The sequence below is a fragment of the Aminobacter sp. GW821-FHT11F06 genome, from assembly GCF_058808215.1.
In genome coordinates, this window is record NZ_JBXARL010000006.1 from 166,051 (window position 1) to 183,696 (window position 17,646).

The 17,646-nt window shown below is 60.6% G+C and carries 24 protein-coding genes; 15 read left to right on the top strand and 9 right to left on the bottom strand.

The genetic code is table 11. The features are described from left to right. Positions 1-335: 335 nt before the first annotated feature. From AC1RTB_RS16275 to AC1RTB_RS16285, 3 genes are read right to left on the bottom strand one after another with little or no spacing between them, the layout of a single operon-like run. On the bottom strand, positions 336-980 hold the full coding sequence (locus AC1RTB_RS16275) for a hypothetical protein (RefSeq protein WP_492879786.1): 645 nt from the start codon (positions 978-980) through the stop codon (positions 336-338). 48 nt (positions 981-1,028) lie between these two features. Beyond that, positions 1,029-1,910, bottom strand: a complete 882-nt coding sequence (locus tag AC1RTB_RS16280; RefSeq protein ID WP_492879785.1) for a macro domain-containing protein — start codon at positions 1,908-1,910, stop codon at positions 1,029-1,031. Next, positions 1,910-2,422 carry a TIR domain-containing protein gene (locus AC1RTB_RS16285; RefSeq protein WP_492879784.1) on the bottom strand — a complete coding sequence of 171 codons (513 nt, stop codon included), beginning with the start codon at positions 2,420-2,422 and terminating at the stop codon, positions 1,910-1,912. Before AC1RTB_RS16285 ends, AC1RTB_RS16280 begins: the two co-directional genes overlap by 1 nt. A gap of 811 nt (positions 2,423-3,233) precedes the next feature. On the opposite strand from AC1RTB_RS16285, the gene AC1RTB_RS16290 reads away from it, so the two are divergent. Continuing rightward, the gene (locus tag AC1RTB_RS16290) at positions 3,234-3,527 is read left to right on the top strand and encodes a hypothetical protein (RefSeq protein WP_492879783.1); all 294 of its coding nucleotides are present in this window, start codon (positions 3,234-3,236) and stop codon (positions 3,525-3,527) included. 196 nt (positions 3,528-3,723) lie between these two features. On the opposite strand, the gene AC1RTB_RS16295 is transcribed toward AC1RTB_RS16290, so the two are convergent. Further along, positions 3,724-4,734 (bottom strand): NAD(P)H-quinone oxidoreductase, encoded by a 1,011-nt coding sequence (locus AC1RTB_RS16295; protein WP_492879782.1) that lies wholly within the window; start codon positions 4,732-4,734, stop codon positions 3,724-3,726. A gap of 115 nt (positions 4,735-4,849) precedes the next feature. Here AC1RTB_RS16295 and AC1RTB_RS16300 point away from each other — a divergent pair, with 115 nt between their 5' ends. The 3 genes from AC1RTB_RS16300 to AC1RTB_RS16310 all read left to right on the top strand — a co-directional run bounded on the left by AC1RTB_RS16300 (position 4,850) and on the right by AC1RTB_RS16310 (position 6,721). Then, positions 4,850-5,044: a DUF1192 domain-containing protein gene (locus AC1RTB_RS16300; RefSeq protein WP_492879781.1), complete on the top strand. Its 195-nt coding sequence runs from the start codon at positions 4,850-4,852 to the stop codon at positions 5,042-5,044. Between the two features lie 78 nt (positions 5,045-5,122). Further along, positions 5,123-6,370 (top strand): MFS transporter, encoded by a 1,248-nt coding sequence (locus tag AC1RTB_RS16305; RefSeq protein WP_492879780.1) that lies wholly within the window; start codon positions 5,123-5,125, stop codon positions 6,368-6,370. A gap of 87 nt (positions 6,371-6,457) precedes the next feature. Next, on the top strand, positions 6,458-6,721 hold the full coding sequence (locus AC1RTB_RS16310; protein ID WP_492879779.1) for an ArsR/SmtB family transcription factor: 264 nt from the start codon (positions 6,458-6,460) through the stop codon (positions 6,719-6,721). 139 nt (positions 6,722-6,860) lie between these two features. On the opposite strand, the gene AC1RTB_RS16315 is transcribed toward AC1RTB_RS16310, so the two are convergent. Beyond that, complete coding sequence (locus AC1RTB_RS16315) at positions 6,861-7,040, bottom strand: YdcH family protein (RefSeq protein WP_476786053.1); 180 nt, start codon at positions 7,038-7,040, stop codon at positions 6,861-6,863. A gap of 240 nt (positions 7,041-7,280) precedes the next feature. Here AC1RTB_RS16315 and AC1RTB_RS16320 point away from each other — a divergent pair, with 240 nt between their 5' ends. The 4 genes from AC1RTB_RS16320 (at position 7,281) to AC1RTB_RS16335 (ending at position 9,710) form a co-directional block, all read left to right on the top strand. After that, complete coding sequence (locus AC1RTB_RS16320; RefSeq protein WP_214391539.1) at positions 7,281-7,484, top strand: YdcH family protein; 204 nt, start codon at positions 7,281-7,283, stop codon at positions 7,482-7,484. A 117-nt stretch (positions 7,485-7,601) separates the two neighbouring features. Continuing rightward, a complete protein-coding gene (gene purE / locus AC1RTB_RS16325) occupies positions 7,602-8,066 on the top strand; it encodes a 5-(carboxyamino)imidazole ribonucleotide mutase (RefSeq protein WP_492879946.1) in 465 nt (154 codons plus the stop codon). Further along, a complete protein-coding gene (locus AC1RTB_RS16330; RefSeq protein ID WP_492879778.1) occupies positions 8,063-9,145 on the top strand; it encodes a 5-(carboxyamino)imidazole ribonucleotide synthase in 1,083 nt (360 codons plus the stop codon). Before purE ends, AC1RTB_RS16330 begins: the two co-directional genes overlap by 4 nt. Before the next feature lie 154 nt (positions 9,146-9,299). Next, entirely contained in the window at positions 9,300-9,710 is a 411-nt protein-coding gene (locus AC1RTB_RS16335; RefSeq protein ID WP_492879777.1) for a DUF1428 domain-containing protein, read from the top strand. 68 nt (positions 9,711-9,778) lie between these two features. Here the strand turns inward: AC1RTB_RS16335 and AC1RTB_RS16340 are convergent, their stop codons facing one another. Beyond that, on the bottom strand, positions 9,779-10,474 hold the full coding sequence (locus tag AC1RTB_RS16340; RefSeq protein ID WP_492879776.1) for a TetR/AcrR family transcriptional regulator: 696 nt from the start codon (positions 10,472-10,474) through the stop codon (positions 9,779-9,781). 205 nt (positions 10,475-10,679) lie between these two features. Between AC1RTB_RS16340 and AC1RTB_RS16345 the strand changes: the two genes are divergently transcribed. Then, positions 10,680-11,168 (top strand): RidA family protein, encoded by a 489-nt coding sequence (locus tag AC1RTB_RS16345; RefSeq protein ID WP_492879775.1) that lies wholly within the window; start codon positions 10,680-10,682, stop codon positions 11,166-11,168. A gap of 48 nt (positions 11,169-11,216) precedes the next feature. Here AC1RTB_RS16345 and AC1RTB_RS16350 read toward each other — a convergent pair whose 3' ends face one another. Next, a complete protein-coding gene (locus AC1RTB_RS16350) occupies positions 11,217-11,573 on the bottom strand; it encodes a lysozyme inhibitor LprI family protein (RefSeq protein ID WP_492879774.1) in 357 nt (118 codons plus the stop codon). 295 nt (positions 11,574-11,868) lie between these two features. On the opposite strand from AC1RTB_RS16350, the gene ykgO reads away from it, so the two are divergent. The 3 genes from ykgO (at position 11,869) to AC1RTB_RS16365 (ending at position 13,863) form a co-directional block, all read left to right on the top strand. Next, the gene (gene ykgO / locus AC1RTB_RS16355; RefSeq protein WP_010661422.1) at positions 11,869-11,994 is read left to right on the top strand and encodes a type B 50S ribosomal protein L36; all 126 of its coding nucleotides are present in this window, start codon (positions 11,869-11,871) and stop codon (positions 11,992-11,994) included. A 79-nt stretch (positions 11,995-12,073) separates the two neighbouring features. Beyond that, positions 12,074-12,655: a tetratricopeptide repeat protein gene (locus AC1RTB_RS16360; RefSeq protein WP_492879773.1), complete on the top strand. Its 582-nt coding sequence runs from the start codon at positions 12,074-12,076 to the stop codon at positions 12,653-12,655. A gap of 158 nt (positions 12,656-12,813) precedes the next feature. Further along, positions 12,814-13,863, top strand: a complete 1,050-nt coding sequence (locus AC1RTB_RS16365; RefSeq protein ID WP_492879772.1) for an alpha/beta fold hydrolase — start codon at positions 12,814-12,816, stop codon at positions 13,861-13,863. 45 nt (positions 13,864-13,908) lie between these two features. On the opposite strand, the gene pyk is transcribed toward AC1RTB_RS16365, so the two are convergent. Further along, the gene (gene pyk / locus AC1RTB_RS16370; RefSeq protein WP_492879771.1) at positions 13,909-15,345 is read right to left on the bottom strand and encodes a pyruvate kinase; all 1,437 of its coding nucleotides are present in this window, start codon (positions 15,343-15,345) and stop codon (positions 13,909-13,911) included. Continuing rightward, positions 15,342-15,830, bottom strand: a complete 489-nt coding sequence (locus tag AC1RTB_RS16375) for a DUF1036 domain-containing protein (RefSeq protein ID WP_492879770.1) — start codon at positions 15,828-15,830, stop codon at positions 15,342-15,344. Before AC1RTB_RS16375 ends, pyk begins: the two co-directional genes overlap by 4 nt. 244 nt (positions 15,831-16,074) lie before the next feature. On the opposite strand from AC1RTB_RS16375, the gene AC1RTB_RS16380 reads away from it, so the two are divergent. The 3 genes from AC1RTB_RS16380 to AC1RTB_RS16390 all read left to right on the top strand — a co-directional run bounded on the left by AC1RTB_RS16380 (position 16,075) and on the right by AC1RTB_RS16390 (position 17,604). Beyond that, a complete protein-coding gene (locus AC1RTB_RS16380; protein ID WP_492879769.1) occupies positions 16,075-16,872 on the top strand; it encodes an N-formylglutamate amidohydrolase in 798 nt (265 codons plus the stop codon). Positions 16,873-16,883: 11 nt separating this feature from the next. Further along, positions 16,884-17,192 (top strand): DUF1244 domain-containing protein, encoded by a 309-nt coding sequence (locus tag AC1RTB_RS16385; RefSeq protein ID WP_492879768.1) that lies wholly within the window; start codon positions 16,884-16,886, stop codon positions 17,190-17,192. 151 nt (positions 17,193-17,343) lie between these two features. Then, positions 17,344-17,604 carry a DUF2312 domain-containing protein gene (locus tag AC1RTB_RS16390; RefSeq protein ID WP_492879767.1) on the top strand — a complete coding sequence of 87 codons (261 nt, stop codon included), beginning with the start codon at positions 17,344-17,346 and terminating at the stop codon, positions 17,602-17,604. Positions 17,605-17,646 lie beyond the last annotated feature (42 nt).

The window sequence follows — 17,646 nt, forward strand, 5'->3', positions numbered from 1 at the left end:
GGTGTCTATGCGGCGACAAAGCTATCCTTATCAAGCGAGACACGTTCTGCTCAGGGGCCGGGAGCGGCCCGTATGCCTCTGGCTTCGAAGTTGGCAGTAGCAGACGTTCTCCATGCCCGATTTAGGGGCGATACCAAATTGATTGGTAGATCTTGGGGGGAGCGCCAACCATCGCTCAAAGGCCTTGGAAACCGAGCCTTCATGGATGCCAGGGGGCACGACGTCCCCCTTTTGTGCCTCTGCTTGGCACAGGATGGTGAAGCATACAGTGGTGCAAGTGTTCGTTACGCGTGGTTGCTTAACGAGACCATGTTTCGATTGCTGAGGAAATTCTCTCAGCGCTTCATGTGATCGGCGTTACCCTGCGTCTCATTGTTGCCTTGCTCTATGACCCGCTTGAGTAGCTCCATGTTGGCCTGACGATAGATTGGCTCAGATATGTCGGTCGAGGTGCGGTATAGTTTGGCTCGGACAGGCAGGCCCATCCCGCCTTGAACAACTTCGAGCTTTAGGGGCAGACGCTCTTCGTCAGACAGGCTCAATCGGAACTCAGCGAAGCCCTGCCTCTTCCCATCGACGTAGTCATAAGCCCAAACATCGAGCCCATCAGAAGTCTTGGAGCCCTCTAGAAGGAGATTATTGAAAATATAGCTTCCTTTGAGACCCTCGGTCTCAATCTCTCCATCGACTACGCCGCCATAAACGCGCAGCCTCATTCTCACTGGGCCGTTGGGAGCGGTTGATGATGCCCTTTCGTCCTCGGTGGCATCGACCCAATCTTCGACATTGCTAGTCCACTGACCCGTGTAATTCTGATCCAAGTTAAGCCAATCGACAACGCCTTGCGTCGCTTTGGGAGCTTCCGCCATAAAGGAGTTAACCTTTGCTGGAAGGTCAAGAACACCTAGGAAAAGGGAAACAATCCAGCCAGAAGCCGCTACCAATATTGTCGTTATGGAAAGCCGTGATTTCCCAGCCATATGGGCCTTATCCTCCGTGTGCGCTATAGCCAGTAATTGCAGTTGGTGTCAGATATGGAGGCTCATGGCTAAATAGTCCCGTATCTCAAAAAGGTTCACAGCGTGTTTGGATGCATCTGCGGGGTGGATGTAGATCGCCAGCCGATTGCTGAAAACACGCTCAGCAGAAGCATCCGCAAAGGATTGCGCCAGTCTTTCGATCATCTTTGTTCTGGAGAGTTGAATTCGCCCCCGTCCGGTCCCAATAATCGGCATCGCCACATCGGCAAGTTCGCCACGCTCAGCAATATAGGTCCAGAGTGCTTCAACTGCTTCGTCAACCATTCGAACCGAAGATCGGGCATTTCCGTCCTCATTTAGCTCCGACATCGCGATAAAAAAGAATGTCTTGCCGTGGGCCTGAAGTTTGGCAATCGTTCCAACAGGATAGCGCTTCTTCTTGCCTCGCCCCGAGGCATGATCGACAGATTGGACACTCTTAAGAGATTCAGAGATTTGCCTATCCATTTCTGCAGTATTACTATTGAAATAGCGGAACGCTAATTGACCTTGCAAGCTTTCGGGAGAAATAAGGCCGCTAGCAATATCTGTATCGAAGGTGGTGTTTGTGCTAATAACAACATTAGAGCATTTTGTTTCGAGTAAGTCTCCGATAATGACATCGTAACAAAAGTCTCTCTTTGGTATTTTGTAGGATACCCTCGAAATAGGGCGCCTTGTTGCGATCGTTATCGTCGCAGATATCGCAAATATTATAAATATAGCGTACTTGCTATACTTGTCTTTCGTATACATACTGAAGAAGTCAAGCATCTCAATAGCAAGGTATATGGCACCTGAAATGGAGAATATACTTACCAACGCACCCTTGGAGAACAAAGAATATCGCCAAAAAGACAGCGTAATTATTGACTTCCAGAAATAACGCACTATTCGATCCCCAATTTTTCATAGGTTTGTTCCGTGTAATAATAGGGACCTGTCTTTCCTTCCTTTTTGAATGCTGTGTGGCTGGCAGGCCAGTTTGTCATGGCGTACTCGACAATCTTCGTTCCAAAAGAAACATAGACAGCCAATTCATCACGGATAGCAGGAGGGCATAGATCGTCCTTCGCCCGTTTCCCGTTCAGATTTACACCGATAATTGGAAGTTCGAGACGAAGAGCAACTTCCATCTCCCATTTCACGAATTTGGTCAGATGGCGCGTATTGTCGCCGATCAGCACAATGAGAAGTTTAGAGTTCGCAAACCGTTCGCGCAGCTGCTTCTTAATACTCTCTTCTTGACTGCTATCCCTAGCCGTATTCAAATCGTGCGCATCATAGAAATCGAAAGTGAAATTTTTATTCTCTGCCCACGCCGTCATAAGTCGATAATATTTCATATCACTATCGCCATCAAAACAAATGTATGTTTTATTGCGGTATGCTATTGGTCTCACCCATATTCTCGAAATAGAACCGTGTGTTCCGCAATTTAACCGCGAAATTGAAGTTCATACTGCAACGAAATGAGTTTTCCCCAAATAGTTTCTTCGGCTTCTGCGGAGGAGTCCGCGGCTCTATAGCTTCCTTCAATGGTTGATCGACGCGCTTGCGATTGCCCGTACCAAGAATTGTTTGAGGGGGTATTCAAGCTGTTTCGCAGGGCTGCTTCCCCCATGGGGTACTGCTGATCTGGCAGGCGCAATCATCGACTTCACCGGCCATGCAGCCGATTTCAGCGCAGAATCCGGGCGTATTCCGCAAGGCATCAACGCGTGGACGACTTTTCCCCCGCTGATACACGTTTCACGCGCCACCGCAGCACTAACCCATTGAAATTGCCGATATCGGCTCGCCCAAACCATCCCTCGGCACGTGGACCGAAAAATTTTCTTTTCCACACCCCTTCGCACCTGACGGATAATCCCCCCATCGCCCTCAGGGAACCCGGGTCATGAACCGGATGCCTGGGGAGGGCGACGGCGTCCGGGCTGGCAGGGGATACGGTGCCCCTGCTGGGTGATGAGCCCCCAAGTCCGGGCCTTGCGGCGGCTGGCGGCGCGAAAGCGTTGAGGCGACTGAGCGGGGCAAGAGCGCTGGCGGACGCATGGCTGCGCGTCACGTACTAGCATCACATAGACGCAAGGCCATGCGTCCGGTTCCCAACCCGGCTTCATCAGCGCGGGACAGTTTTGTGCGCCCAAATTTCCCCCAACCACCCCTGCCCGCGCCCAAAACCCAGCGCGGGCGTCAACCGGAGACAAAGCCATGCCGAGGAAACGCAAGCAGATCGAAATCATCGACCCGCCGCTGCCGGGTTACGGCCACCTGCCTTTTTCCATGCACAACGCGCTCGTGCTCGCCGTCAGCATCGCCGCCACCATGGAGGGCGCGCATTTGAAGTGCCAGCGCCGCGAATGCCGCAATTTTGGCCGCTGCCGCGCCTCGCCACCCGAATTCGGCCGCGCCGGCTTCTGCCCGGTGCCACTCGGCCGCGACGCCGACCGCCGCATCGAAGGCATGCTGCTGTTCACCATGCAGCTCGCCAATGGCTGGCGGTAAGCTCTCAGGACGCGGTTCCTCGCCCCCGCAGCGCGGGGGAGAGGTGCCGAGCGCAGCGAGGCGGAGAGGGGGTGGCGCAGCGCCGACGACCTCCCTCCCCCTTGTGGGGAGGGATAAAGGGTGGGGGTATCCTTGGGAGCGCCGAGGAAAAGACCCCCACCCCGGCCCTCCCCACAAGGGGGAGGGAGAAAAACCCTCAGCCGACATCCAGCACGATCTTGCCGATATGTTCGCCCTCTTCCATGCGCTCATGCGCCCGCCAGGCTTCCCGCAGCGGGAAGATCATGTCCATGACCGGTGCCACGCGGCGGGTGGCGAGCAGCGGCCACACCTGCGCTTCAAGCGCTGCCGCGATTCCCGCCTTGAACTCGGTCGTGCGCGGCCGAAGCGTCGAGCCGGTATGGGTCAGCCGCTTGACCATCAGCCTTGAGAAATCGGCACTCGCCACCGCCCCGCCCTGCGTCGCGATCTGCACGATGCGGCCGTCGACGGCCGCGGCATGAAAGTTGCGGCCGACATAGTCGCCGCCGACCATGTCCAGGATGACATTGGCGCCCTTGCCGTCGGTGATCTCCTTGACCACGGCAACGAAGTCCTCGTTGCGGTAGTTGATCGCGCGGTCGGCCCCGAGTTTCAGGCACGCGGCGCACTTTTCCTCGGAGCCGGCGGTGGTAATCACATAGGCCCCAAAAGCCGAGGCGAGCTGGATCGCCGTCGTGCCGATGCCCGACGAGCCGCCATGCACAAGAAGCGTTTCGCCCGCCTTGAGCCCGCCGCGCTCGAACACATTGTGCCAGACGGTGAAGAAGGTTTCGGGCACGGCGGCCGCTTCGGTGAAGGTAAAACCCTTGGGCACGGGCAGCGCGTTGGTCTCGTGCACCTTGGCGTATTCGGCATAGCCGCCGCCCGGCGTCAGCGCGCAGACCGCGTCGCCGATGCGAAAGCGGGTGGCGTCCGCGCCAAGGGCCGCCACCTCGCCCGACACTTCGAGCCCGGGCAGGTCGGAGGCGCCGGGCGGCGCAGGATAAGCACCCTTGCGCTGCTGCACGTCCGGCCGGTTGACGCCCGCCGCATGCACCCGGATCAGGATCTCGCCTTTGCTCAGTTCCGGCAAATCGCGCTTTTCCGCCTTGAGCACGCGCGGCCCCCCCGGCTGCGAAATCGCCACGGCAAGCATCTTGTCGGGAAGTTGGGCTGCGTTGGCCATGTCTTTTTGCTCTCCGCTGGTCCGGTTCGCCCCGGACTTTACATGTGGTTGACCGCACTATGTATTCTGATTGGCAAATCAGGCAAACGCCTGTCTGGATGTGAAGGAGAGCGAGATGGCGCTGTTCGACGACGAGCCGAAGAAGAAAAAATCCGTCCACGAGATCGGCCAGGACCTGTCGCTGCTTTCGGTCGGCGACCTCAACGAGCGCATCTCAGCCTTGCGCGCCGAGATCACGCGGCTCGAGGCCGAGCTCACCGTCAAGGGCTCGACCAAATCGGCCGCAGAAGCGCTGTTCAAGCGCGGCTGATATCAGCCCGCCACCGATAAGCCCCAAAGAGGCTATCATCACATTTTAGCGCCTCATTGATTCGTGGTGGGACACCTGATGCTCGCAACCTACCGGCCGATCCTGTCGTTGCTTCGCGGCACCGCTTTCCTTTTGGCCGCCTCGGGCCTGCATGGCCTGCTGCTTCCGCTGCGCGGCCAGGAAGAAGGCTTTTCCACCACGGCACTTGGCTTGATGGGCACGGCCTGGGCCGGCGGTTTCGTCGCCGGTTGTTATTTTGCCCCGCGCGTCGTCCGCCGCGCCGGCCATGTCCGCGCCTTCGGCACATTTGCGGCTTCCGCTGCCATCATCGCCCTGCTCACCGGCCTGATCGTCAACGAAGTTGTCTGGATCATGCTGCGCGCCTTCACCGGCTTTGCCATGGCCGGCGCCTTCATGGTCATCGAAAGCTGGCTTAATGAGCGCGCCACCAATGAAAACCGCGGCACGGTCTTTGGCCTCTACATGATGGTCACCTACGCCTCGATCATGGCCGGCCAGATGATGGTCGCCGGCGGCGATGTCAGAAGCGACGCGCTGTTCATGGTCACAGGCATCTTGTTTTGCCTGTCGCTGATCCCGACCGCCGTTTCGAGTGCCGCCCACCCCAAGCCGCTGCAGGACGTTTCGCTCGACATCAAGGGGCTCTACGCCAATTCGCCTGTCGCCTCCGTGGCCTGCTTCCTCATCGGCGTCGCCAATGGCGGCTGGGGCACGCTGGGCGCTGTCTATGGCGCGCGCGTCGGCATTTCGACGCCTCAGATCGCTTTGATGATGAGCCTGGTGGTGGTCGCGGGCGCTGCCATGCAGATCCCGGTCGGCAAGATGTCCGACAGGACTGATCGCCGCTACGTGCTGATCGGTGCGTCGCTCGCTTCGGCAATTGCGGCAGCGCTGATCTTTTTGGTCGCGCCGCGCTCGGGTCCGTTCGTGATTGCCATGACGGCCAGCTACGGCGCCTTTGCCTACACGCTTTATTCGCTTGCCGTGGCGCACGCCAACGACCACGCCAAGCCGGAGGATTTCGTCAAGGTTTCCGGCGGCCTGCTGCTGCTCTACGGCTTCGGCACCATGGTCGGCCCGCTGCTTGGCGCGGGCCTGATGGACCACCTGCGGCCCGAGGCCTTGTTCCTGGCCACGGCTACAGCCCACTTCGCGCTTGCCGGCTACACCGCGCTGCGCATCAAGCGTCGCGCGCCTGTGCCGATCGAGGATCGCGAGGCCTTCAAGACCCAGCCCGCCGACCGCAGCGCAACCCCTGAATCGCTGCATCTAGACCCCAGGCAAAAGACCGAGCCCGAGATCTGAAAGCCATTCATCAAGGGTCGCGAGACAATGCAGCCAGCCTTGCGACTCATGGTTGAGATTTAGTGCCTGTTGCGGCACAAAGGAGCCATGACAGCTGACGACTCCTTCCTGGCTATTTCAGATGCCAACCGGCGCCATCTGCTGGAGGAATTGCGGCGCGGCCCAAAGACCGTCAGCGAACTGGCGGCCGGATTGCCGGTGTCGCGGCCTGCGGTGTCGCAGCACCTCAAGGTGCTTTTGGATGCTGGCTTGGTCAGTGCGCGTGCCGAAGGAACGCGCCGCGTCTATGCGGTGAGTGTCACCGGCTTCAGGAAGCTCAACATCTGGCTTGATCAGTTCTGGGATGCTTGAGAGGCGACGAGGAGCTTGCCTGAATGGCACGCTCTGGCGTGCAAAACACATCACCCTGTCCCGGCGGCGATGTGTTTCGCCGCCGGCCACGGCCCGCGCGAAAAGACGCAGGCCTTAAGGGGAGACCGTGATTGTGGCCTTAATGCTGGGTCGGGTCCCCTTTCAGCTTTTCAATCTCGTCCTTGAGAGCCAGCTTGCGACGCTTCAGCATGACGAGTTGCAGGTCGTCCACGGATGGATGATTCATCGCTTCGCCGAGCTGACGCTCGATGTCGCCATGTTTCCGCTGAAGCTCTTCAAGATGGGATGCAAGAGACATGATTGGTTCTCCCTTTCATGGTTTCCTCGGTCGCACCGCGCACAAGCGTGCCCACCGCAGACAGCGCTCTGTGACGGAACCATGACAGTCTGCCACCCCCGATCGGCGATGTCGAATAAAGTGTGGTAGCATTTCCTGACAGCGCGAAATGTGATAAGGGCTTCGCGGCCGGTGACAAGGAGTCGCCGCCCCCGCCTTAGGAGCGCCCCGGGTGCGCCAGTGAGTTTGCAGACGGTAGACATGTCGGAACAGGAACAGGCCGAGATTCGTCTCGAGTTTGCACGCTTGAAGCAGGACCATGCCGATTTCGACGCCGCGATCAACGCGATGATCGCGATGGGCTGCGATACGTTGCAGATCCAGCGGATGAAGAAAAAGAAGCTGGTCCTCAAGGACAAGATCACCCAGATCGAAGACCGGATCATCCCAGACATCATTGCCTGAGAATACGCCATTTGCGGCCGGCCCTTGGTTGCGGTGGCAGCGCATTTCGGTTAAGCGCAGGCTTGTCAAGCAGGGGTGCCGCGCGTGAGCAAGGACAGGGTCGACGTCGCCATCATCATGGGGAGCCAGTCAGACTGGGCGACCATGCGCCATGCCGCCGAATTGCTCGACGTGCTCGGCATTGCCTATGAGGCGCGCATCGTCTCGGCCCACCGCACCCCCGATCGTCTTTATGAATTCGCCAAGGGCGCCAAGGCTGCCGGCTTCCGCGTCATCATTGCCGGCGCCGGCGGTGCCGCCCACCTTCCCGGCATGACGGCGGCGATGACCCCGCTGCCGGTGTTCGGCGTGCCGGTCGAATCCAAGGCGCTGTCGGGTCAGGATTCGCTTCTCTCGATCGTGCAGATGCCAGCCGGCATTCCAGTGGGAACACTTGCCATCGGCAAGGCCGGTGCCGCCAATGCAGCGCTGCTTGCAGCAGCCGTGCTCGCGCTTTTTGACGACGCGCTCGCCACGAGGCTCGACGAATGGCGCGCCGCCCAGACCGCAAGGGTCGCCGAACAGCCGACGGACGACGCGTGAGCGCGCCGCTGCCTCTCGGAGCCACCATCGGCATCATCGGCGGCGGCCAGCTCGGCCGCATGCTGGCCATGGCGGCGGCCCGTCTCGGCTACCAGACCGTAGTCCTTGAACCGCAGGCCGATTGCCCGGCGGCCCAGGTCGCCAATCGCCAGATCGTCGCCGCCTATGATGCCCCCGCCGCTCTCGACGAGCTGGCGCGCGCAAGTGCGGTCGTCACCTACGAATTCGAAAACGTGCCCGTCGCCGCCGCCGAGCAACTCGCCCGGACCGTCGCTGTCTACCCGCCGGCGCGGGCGCTTGAGGTCGCACAGGACCGCCTGGTTGAGAAAGCCTTCCTGAACGGCATCGGGATATCCACAGCCCAGTTCATGCCTGTGGAAAACGACCAGGAGCTGGCCGCAGCCCTTCAGGCCTTTGGCGGCAGCGGCATCCTGAAAACCCGCCGCATGGGTTATGATGGCAAGGGCCAGCTGGTTTTCCGCAATGTCACGTCAGGCGGTTTTGATGGCGCCTGCGCCTCGCTCGGCAATGTGCCGCTGATCCTCGAATCCTTCGTCGCCTTCGAGCGTGAAATTTCAATCATCGCCGCGCGCGGCACCGATGGCAGCATCGCGGCCTTCGATCCGGCCGAAAACGTGCACAGCAACGGCATTCTTGCCAGCTCGACCTTGCCGGCAGCGATCGGCGCCGAGACTGCGGAAGCTGCACGCGAAGCCGCGCGCAAAATCCTCGCAGCCCTCGATTATGTCGGCGTTATCGGCGTCGAGTTTTTCGTCCTCGGCGACGGCTCGCTTTTGGTCAACGAAATGGCGCCGCGGGTGCATAATTCCGGCCACTGGAGCGAGGCGGCCTGCGTCGTTTCACAGTTCGAGCAGCACATCCGCGCCGTCGCCGGCCTGCCGCTCGGCGACGCCAACCGCCACTCCGACTGCGTCATGCAAAACCTGATCGGCGACGACATCACCAAGGTGCCGGCCCTGCTGGCCGAACCCGACGTCGCCGTCCATCTCTACGGCAAGGCGGAAGCCCGGCCCGGCCGCAAGATGGGCCATTTCACGCGGCTTGCGCCGCGCCACTGACAGGCGGTATCGGCAGCAAGGGCCTTCGCGATCTCGCCGCAAACGACGCAAAATCCGATTGCACCAGATTGAGGATCGGCAACGGGTGGATGGCTGGCGTTTGCGTGGTACGCAAGCGAGTATCCGACATCAGCAATGGCCATTGGGTTTGCCTATGTCCTACATAGATGCCTATCTCATCCCCTTAGAGCCCTCCAAACTTGAGGAATATGAGCGCTTTTCCAAGCATGTGGCTGAGGTGTATCGCGAATATGGCGCAACGCGGGTCGTGGACTGCCAGTTGGATCGTTCCGTCGCCAACGATGCCGACTTTCACGCGGAACAAGCACGCCATGATCTAAACGCCGACGGGACGCCGCTTCGCAACTTTGAGACGGCGGCTGCGGTCCGAAGCGGCGAGACGGTCATTCTTTCCTGGACCGAATGGCCAAGCAAGGCGGCACGCGACATAGGCCTTGCGAAGGCGCTGGCCGACCCACGCATACAGCCAAAAGAAGGTGAGACAATGCTGTTTGAAGGACGGCGCTTGATTGCCGGAGGCTTTCTCAAGCTGATCGACGTTTAGCCTGCAGTGGGTGGAAAGCGTTAAACAGAAGGTCCTTTGGTGCGGGCAGCGTCAGCGCAACATGGTCATCATCGCGAAGCGAGGCCGTCGAGCAGGAAGTCGAGGCCGCTTCGGAAAGCGCCATCCCAATCGTTGTCCAACAGCAGACGAGAGCGTTCGATTGTCGGGTAGCATTCGCCTTGACCTGCAAGCTGCTGCTGAGCGGCGGTCCTGTCGTCGTCCGAACGGTCGAAGCTCGCCCGGGTAATGGTGGCGCCCATCACATAATTCCAGAGCGACCATATCGCGACGTTCATATCTGCGTCCGCTACACCGGCTCCAGACAGGGTCTTGCTCAGCAGTTCCAGGCGGCTGAGGATGCTGGGGCCAAGCGCCCGGCGCGGCAACAAAGATACCGACCAGGGATGGCGCAGCATGCTGGCGCGCCAGTCGTCGAGCATATGAACGACGTCTCCGCGCCAGCCTTGAGACCCAGCTATCTCAGGCGGTCCGCGATATTCGAGCACCGAGTCGAGCGCCAGATCAAAGACATCCTCTTTGTTGTCGACGTGCCAATAGAGGCTCATCACGCCCGAGCCGAGGCGATCGGCCAGACGACGCATCGTCAATCCGTCGGCCCCTTGAGCGTCCAGCAGTTCCACCGCGGTCGCCACGATACGTTGCCGAGAGAGCGGCGGTTCACCGCGCAACTCCCGCACGGGCTGGAGCGGCCCGCTTGCCGCCTGAGACCGTTTGCCTCGGGCGCCGCTACGCTTGGCTGCCATTCGTCTTCCTCGCTGGTCGGAACCTCGATTTTGGCAGGCAACGTCAGCAATGTCGATGCTGAGCGGTTGACTCGTACGCCGTACCATACGATGAATCGAGCATCATGGTACGACGTACGAGTCAACATATGGGCGATGGGCCAAAGGTCGATCATGCCGGCCGTGAGGCTACGTTGCTCGCAGCCCGCGGAGCCAAGAGAAAATCATGTCACGCGCAATCAAGCATCTGCTTATCGGAGGGCTAATCATCATGACCACGGCAGTTCCCACTGCAACGACAGCGAATGAGAATGATCTCAAGCTGACCATCGTCAATCCAAAAAACCTCCACGACCCGTCGCCGAATGGCTACAGCACGGCGGTGATTGTGCCCCGCAATGCCCGGATTGCCTACATCTCCGGACAGGGCGGCCAAGACAGCACGGGAGCTTTGTCGCCCGACTTCGCTGTCCAGGTTAAGCAGGCCTACGCAAATTTGCGCACCGCGCTCGATGCGCTCGGCGCCAGGCCGGATCAGGTCGCCAAGCTCACGGTGTTCGTGGTCGATCACGATATGTCCAAGCTTGGCGTGCTGACCCAGAACGTTAGGGAAATGTTCGGCGAGGCGCTGCCGGCGCAGACACTGGTCCCCGTTCCCAAGCTTGCGATCGACCCGATGCTCTTCGAGGTCGAAGCCGTGGTCGTTCTGCAGTAGTGGCACCCGGATGCGCGATCGTTGCATCCAATGCCGGAGAGGCTGGCCCTACTGCGCCGGCACCGGGCAACTCAGGTCGCCCTCCTCGCATTTGAGATACACGCCGAGCTGCTCGACGCGCATGTCGGTGACGTCTTTCAGGCACATCGCATAGATCATCGGATAGACCGATCCGCCATCGACGCCGGAGGCAGAGAATTTGCATTCGGCGTCGCGGAAGGCGATCCAGGCGCGTTGCGACTCCTGCAGCAGTTTCTTGGTGTCGGCGCTGTCAGACAGGCGCTTGATGATCTCGCCATAGGCCTTGTTGAGCTTGGCGTCGGACACCGCGTAGTCGGCGCCGGCACAGATGTTCATGCCGGTCTGGGTCTGGTCGTTACGGTCGCATTCTTCGGCAACTGCCACGGACGCCACCATCGAACACGCGATTGAAGTCAGTAGAATCGAAAGCCGCATATCTCCCCTCCGTTGCTTGGACCTGCGCGAAAATTCCAGCGATGCCGATTGCTGGCAAGCCCTGGCATAAGGCATCTCCGGTGCGTTATACGCCGATGGCCAAATCAATCCGCGAACGTTGTGCTGCCTGCGGTTGACTGGCTACGACTCCTCGTCTAAGAGCCTCTCACACAAATTGGGCGCGCTCCTTTGGCGCGCTTTTAGTTTCGGCCCGGTGATGGGCCCCATCCGACGGGTTAGTGACATGAAGATCAAGAATTCGCTCAAGGCACTCAAGGGCCGCCATCGTGACTGCCAGCTGGTTCGTCGCAAGGGCCGCGTCTACATCATCAACAAGACCGCCCCGCGCTACAAGGCTCGTCAGGGCTGATGTAGGCCCAGCCGCTCGCGGCTGGCGCATCACGGCAATTTCAGTTTGACGTTCCCATGCGGGGGTCTAGAGTTTCCGCATGCGGAACGTTTTTGCCTTTTTCGCCCTGGCCATGGTGGCAACGTTCCCGCCGCAGCTGGCGCTTGCCCAATCCACCGACAGCCCCGTTGTCGCCAAAGCCGATAATCAGCTCGATTCGCTGTTTGCCGATCTAAAGCGCGAACGCAACGAAAAAGCCGCCGAGCGCATCGCCAGCCGCATCTCGGAAAGCTGGAACAAGTCGGGCAGTGCCTCGGTCGACCTGATGATGCTGTGGTCGGAGCAGGCGATCAAAGCCCAGAAATTCGACATCGCGCTCGATTTCCTCGACCAGGTGGTGACGCTGCAGCCGCAATATGCCGAAGGCTGGAACCGGCGCGCCACCGTGCATTTCCTGATGCGCAACTATCGCAAGTCGATGGCCGACATCGAACGCACGCTGGTGATCGAGCCACGCCATTTTGGCGCCCTGGCCGGCATGGCGCAGATCATGGCCGCCACCGGCCACGACGAACTGGCTTTGCGGGCCTGGCAGCGCGTGCTCGCCGTCTATCCGATGCTGCGCAACGCCCAGAGCGAGGTGTCGCGACTGTCGGAAGAGCTAGCCGGCGAAGGAATTTAAGGGGAATGGGGGAATAAGGCGGTAGGGCAATATGGCAGTATGTATCGGCGCCACCTTCGATGCCTTACCTACTGCCCTACTGCCCTACTGCCCTACTGCCCTACTGCCCTACTGCCCTACTCCCCCACTGCCCTACTGCCTAAATCCCCCCGAGCCGCATGAACATCCTCGCCGCAATCCTGGTCCTGCTGCTAGCGCTGATCCTCGCGCTTGCGGGCTTTACCCGCGTGACATCCTGGCTGATCGAGCGGCGCAATCCGCCGGTGGGCAGCTTCATCGACATATCAGGCACCCGCATCCACTATGTCCATGTGCGGGCATCCGCTGGCGCAGACCTGCCGCCGCTGGTCTTCATCCATGGCGCGAGCGCCAATCTGAAGGACCAGATGCTGCCGCTGAGGCAAATGTTCGAAGGCCGCGCTGAGATGCTGTTCTTCGACCGGCCCGGCCATGGCTGGTCCGGCCGCGGCCCAGGCAACAACGAGACCCTGTTCGAACAGGCGGCGACCCTCGCAGCACTGATGGACAGGCTCGACATCAAGGATGCGATCATCGTCGGCCATTCGTTCGGCGGCGCGGTGGCAGCGACCTTTGCCCTCGAACACCCCGAGCGCACGCGCGGGCTGCTGTTCTTGTCGGCGGCGACGCACCCTTGGCCAGGGGGCGGCACGTCGTGGTATTACAGTCTCAGCGCCAGGCAGATGATCGGGCAGATCTTTGCACAAACGGTCGCCAATCCGGCCGGGCTCATGCGCATCGACAACGCCACAATATGCGTCTTTTCGCCCAACAAAGTGCCGGACCTCTATGTCGACAACGCCTCGATCAAGCTCGTGCTGCGGCCAAAGGCCTTCCGCGCCAACGCCGTCGATGTCGAAGGGCTTTACCCCCACGTATTGGCCAACGCGCTGCGCTACCCCATGATCGAGGCACCGACGGTGGTGATCTCAGGCGACCACGACACTGTCGTTTATGAAGAGATCCATTCGATCGGCCTTGCCCGCGACATTCCGGACGCCGAACTGGTCTGGGTGAAGAACCTTGGCCACAAGCCGGACTGGGTGGCGCCCGATCTTGTCGCTGCGGCAGTCGAGAAGCTCGCCGGCCAGCCACGCGACCTCCAGGCGGCTGCGAGGGCTGTCGAGGCGCGGATTGTGGGTGACACGTATGGCACTGACATTTGCGTCAACGAAAAAGCGCCGATTTAGGGGAGTAAGGCAGTAGAAGCGGCTGCTCGCTACTGCCCTATTCCCTTATCTACTGCCTTTGCCTTCCGGCCCAACGTAAGCAATGCGCAGCATGTTGGTCGAGCCCGGCGTCCTGAGCGGCACGCCGGCGGTGATGATGACGCGGTCGCCGGCGGCGGCAAAACCCTCGTTGTAGGCAACGTTGCAGGCGCGTTCGACCATGTCGTCGAGATTGACGGCATCGGGCGAGACAACGCAGTGCGTGCCCCACAACAGCGACAGGCGGCGCGCCGTGTCGAGGATCGGCGACAGCGCGATGATCGGCACCCGTGGCCGTTCGCGCGCGGCGCGCAGGCCGGTGGTGCCCGAAGCGGTGTAGGTGACGATCGCCGCAAGCTTCAGCGTCTCGGCGATTTCGCGCGCTGCAAGCGAGATGGCATCAGCACCCGTTGCTTCTGGCTCGGAGCGCTGGGCATTGATGATGCCGGGATAGGTCGGGTCCTTTTCGACCTGCTGGGCAATGCGGTCCATCGTCGCCACCGACACGACCGGGTACTGGCCCGCTGCCGACTCGGCCGACAGCATGATCGCATCCGCACCTTCAAACACGGCGGTTGCCACGTCGGAGACTTCGGCGCGGGTCGGCACCGGTGCGGTGATCATCGATTCGAGCATCTGGGTGGCGACAACCACCGGCTTGCCGGCGCGGCGGGCGGCACGCGTGATCTGCTTTTGGATGCCCGGAACCGATTCGATCGGCATTTCGACGCCGAGGTCGCCACGGGCAACCATCAAGGCATCGGAAAGCTCGATGATCTCGGCCAGACGCGCCACAGCCTGCGGCTTTTCGATCTTGGACATCAAAAGCGCGCGGCCCTGGGCGATCTTGCGCGCTTCGGCGAGATCTTCAGGGCGCTGGATGAACGACAGCGCGACCCAGTCGACGCCGGTCTCGAGCACTGCGTCGAGGTCCCTGCGGTCCTTCTCGGTCAGCGCGCCGACCGGCAGGTCGGTGTCGGGCAGGCTGACGCCCTTCTTGTCGGAAATCTTGTTGCCGGCAACGACCGTGCAGACGATCGACTTGCCGTTGGTCTTCACCGCCCTCAGTTCAAGCTTGCCGTCATCGATGAGCAGGCGATGGCCTTCCTGCACCGACTTGAGGATCTCGGGATGCGGCAGGTGGACGCGGGTCGCGGTACCAAGCTCGGGATTGTCGTCAAGCGTGAAGGTCTGGCCGACGGTCAGCTCTTCCTTGCCGTTGGCGAACTTGCCGACGCGGAGCTTGGGTCCCTGCAAGTCGGCGAGGATGCCGATGGGACGGCCCACCGCTTCTTCGACCTTGCGGATGCGCCCGACAAGCGTGCGCATCGAATCGTGGTCGGTATGGCTCATATTGATGCGGAAGACGTCGGCGCCCGCATCGAAGAGCTTGCGGATCATGACCTCGTCGGAGGAGGCAGGACCGAGAGTTGCGAGTATCTTGACCTTGCGGCTACGTCTCATTGAGGGTTCGTTCCCGAGGCGGCTGCAGCGCCACCCGTTGCGGGCTCGTCGGTGAGCTGGACCATCCAGTTCGCCTGTTCGCCCGTATCGTATTCCTGGAAGCCGGCGCGCTGGAAACCGCGCGCCACGCAATCGGTGACGCCGGCAACCTTGAACTCTTTTTCAGCCACGCACATGTTGATGGGGCCATCCCAGCGTCCGCCACGCTCGGCATCTTCTGCATAGAGATAATAAAACCTCGATGACAGCGGGCCTTCGATCAGCGTCTTGCAGGTGGAACCTTCGATGTGCCACCAGCCTTCGGTGATCCAGCCGGCCTTGGCGCGATAGCCGATGCCGACGCCGACAAGGCTCTGGGTCGCGTTGCAGACCCTGAAATCGGCATGTGCCGGGGTCGCTGCGACTGACGTAAACAGCGGAATTGCCAGGAAAAGGAAGAGCATTGCGAAGGCTGAGCGTGCGCGCGGCCTCCCGGCAAATTCCATCCCCAAGCCCCTCTTCGACGAATTCTGCATTTTCTGGTGCCCTTTTCGGCAATGATCAGGCGCATGTCAACGCATGGCACAGCGCTTATCCAATCGATTTAGATGCGCTTGGCCGGCATGATTTGCTGCCCCATCTGGCATATTCGAAAAAAGGTTGGCAAAACAACGGCGTTAGCACATATCCCCACATCAGGGACGGCCACGAAACTACACCCAAGCCCTGCCGAAGGACAAATTGCCGCCGATGACGCGAACAGCAATCTTTGCCCCTTTCGAGATCATCGAGGGCGACCGCAACAGGGGCATGGTGCTTTTGTGCGACCATGCCCGCCGTGACCTGCCGCAAGAATATGGCGATCTCGGCCTGGCGCCCGAGGAGTTCGACCGCCACATCGCCTATGACATCGGCGCCGAGCAGGTCACCCGCAAGCTGGCGGCACTCACCGGCGCACCGGCGGTCCTGGCCAATTTTTCGCGGCTGCTGATCGACCCCAATCGCGGCGAGGACGACCCGACCCTGATCCGCCAGCTCTATGACGGCTCGGTCATTCCGGGCAATTATCCGATGTCCGAAGAAGAACGCGAGCGCCGCCTCGACACTTTCTACCGGCCCTATCACGACGCTGTCGGCGCCATGGTGTCCTCGGTCCACAAGCAGACAGGCACCACCCCCTTCATTCTGTCGGTGCATTCCTTCACGCCTGTCATGCAAGGCCGCGCCAGGCCCTGGCATGCCGGTGTGCTGTGGGACATGGATCACCGCGCCGCCTGGCCGCTGATCGAGATGCTGGCGCAAGATGTTGATATCGTTGTCGGCGACAACGAGCCCTATGACGGCGCATTGCGCGGCGACACCATGTTCCGCCACGCCATCGTCAATGGCTTTGCCCATGCGCTGATCGAGATCCGGCAGGACCTGATCGCCGACGACAGGGGAACCACCGATTGGGCCAAGCGCCTCGCCCCCATCGTTGACGCGATCAACAGCCGTGCCGATATACATGAGGTCAAGCAATTCGGCTCGCGCACCGGGCCGCTGTGATGGAGATCAAGATGGCCGAACTGACAAAAGCGCAGCAGCGCGATTTCGAGGCGGCTGCCTTCCGCCGCTTGCTGGAGCATCTGCGCGAGCGCAGTGACGTCCAAAACATCGACATGATGAACCTCGCCGGTTTCTGCCGAAATTGCCTGTCCAACTGGTACAGCGATGCGGCCAAGGAGGCTGGCGTCGAGCTGTCCAAGGAAGCGTCGCGCGAGATCGTCTACGGCATGCCTTATGCCGAATGGCAGGCCAAGCACCAGCTGGATGCTTCGGACGCGCAGAAAGCAGCCTTCGAGGCCAGCCGGCCCAAGGACCACTGACGCAGAATCTGCTGCGGCGTGTCAGCTGCGCCGCCACGTCCCCTTGACCCTCCTGCCATCATGAGGCATCGAACCGGGCCGAAATGCCCTTGGCGCGCCGAGTCGCGCTTTCCCATTCACAGTTGCCCCAATCACAATTGCGGAGTGCCCCATGGCCGACGAAATTTCAGACACCAGCCAGACCGTTGCCGCCGGCCAGTTGCGCGCCTTCATCGAGCGCATCGAGCGGCTTGAAGAAGAAAAAAAGACCATCTCCGACGACATCAAGGACGTCTATGCCGAAGCCAAAGGCACCGGCTTCGACACCAAGGCGCTCCGCACGCTGATCCGCCTGCGCAAGCAGGACCAGGCCGAACGCGATGAGGCCGAGGCGATCCTCGACCTGTACAAGGCCGCGCTTGGCATGGTCTGAGACCGACCATCGGCTCTCCGCGTGTCCGAGACGACACGCGGA

Excerpts from the sequence above, each read along its gene's own strand:
- AC1RTB_RS16365 (WP_492879772.1), top strand. The coding sequence starts at position 12,814 with ATGAACATCCTCGCCGCAATCCTGGTCCTGCTGCTAGCGCTGATCCTC.
- AC1RTB_RS16340 (WP_492879776.1), bottom strand. The coding sequence starts at position 10,474 with ATGGCAGCCAAGCGTAGCGGCGCCCGAGGCAAACGGTCTCAGGCGGCA.
- pyk (WP_492879771.1), bottom strand. The coding sequence starts at position 15,345 with ATGAGACGTAGCCGCAAGGTCAAGATACTCGCAACTCTCGGTCCTGCC.
- AC1RTB_RS16380 (WP_492879769.1), top strand. The coding sequence starts at position 16,075 with ATGACGCGAACAGCAATCTTTGCCCCTTTCGAGATCATCGAGGGCGAC.
- AC1RTB_RS16360 (WP_492879773.1), top strand. The coding sequence starts at position 12,074 with ATGCGGAACGTTTTTGCCTTTTTCGCCCTGGCCATGGTGGCAACGTTC.
- AC1RTB_RS16290 (WP_492879783.1), top strand. The coding sequence starts at position 3,234 with ATGCCGAGGAAACGCAAGCAGATCGAAATCATCGACCCGCCGCTGCCG.
- AC1RTB_RS16345 (WP_492879775.1), top strand. The coding sequence starts at position 10,680 with ATGTCACGCGCAATCAAGCATCTGCTTATCGGAGGGCTAATCATCATG.
- purE (WP_492879946.1), top strand. The coding sequence starts at position 7,602 with ATGGGGAGCCAGTCAGACTGGGCGACCATGCGCCATGCCGCCGAATTG.
- AC1RTB_RS16305 (WP_492879780.1), top strand. The coding sequence starts at position 5,123 with ATGCTCGCAACCTACCGGCCGATCCTGTCGTTGCTTCGCGGCACCGCT.
- AC1RTB_RS16385 (WP_492879768.1), top strand. The coding sequence starts at position 16,884 with ATGGCCGAACTGACAAAAGCGCAGCAGCGCGATTTCGAGGCGGCTGCC.
- AC1RTB_RS16310 (WP_492879779.1), top strand. The coding sequence starts at position 6,458 with ATGACAGCTGACGACTCCTTCCTGGCTATTTCAGATGCCAACCGGCGC.
- AC1RTB_RS16320 (WP_214391539.1), top strand. The coding sequence starts at position 7,281 with ATGTCGGAACAGGAACAGGCCGAGATTCGTCTCGAGTTTGCACGCTTG.
- AC1RTB_RS16300 (WP_492879781.1), top strand. The coding sequence starts at position 4,850 with ATGGCGCTGTTCGACGACGAGCCGAAGAAGAAAAAATCCGTCCACGAG.
- ykgO (WP_010661422.1), top strand. The coding sequence starts at position 11,869 with ATGAAGATCAAGAATTCGCTCAAGGCACTCAAGGGCCGCCATCGTGAC.
- AC1RTB_RS16315 (WP_476786053.1), bottom strand. The coding sequence starts at position 7,040 with ATGTCTCTTGCATCCCATCTTGAAGAGCTTCAGCGGAAACATGGCGAC.
- AC1RTB_RS16335 (WP_492879777.1), top strand. The coding sequence starts at position 9,300 with ATGTCCTACATAGATGCCTATCTCATCCCCTTAGAGCCCTCCAAACTT.
- AC1RTB_RS16375 (WP_492879770.1), bottom strand. The coding sequence starts at position 15,830 with ATGGAATTTGCCGGGAGGCCGCGCGCACGCTCAGCCTTCGCAATGCTC.
- AC1RTB_RS16390 (WP_492879767.1), top strand. The coding sequence starts at position 17,344 with ATGGCCGACGAAATTTCAGACACCAGCCAGACCGTTGCCGCCGGCCAG.
- AC1RTB_RS16295 (WP_492879782.1), bottom strand. The coding sequence starts at position 4,734 with ATGGCCAACGCAGCCCAACTTCCCGACAAGATGCTTGCCGTGGCGATT.
- AC1RTB_RS16275 (WP_492879786.1), bottom strand. The coding sequence starts at position 980 with ATGGCTGGGAAATCACGGCTTTCCATAACGACAATATTGGTAGCGGCT.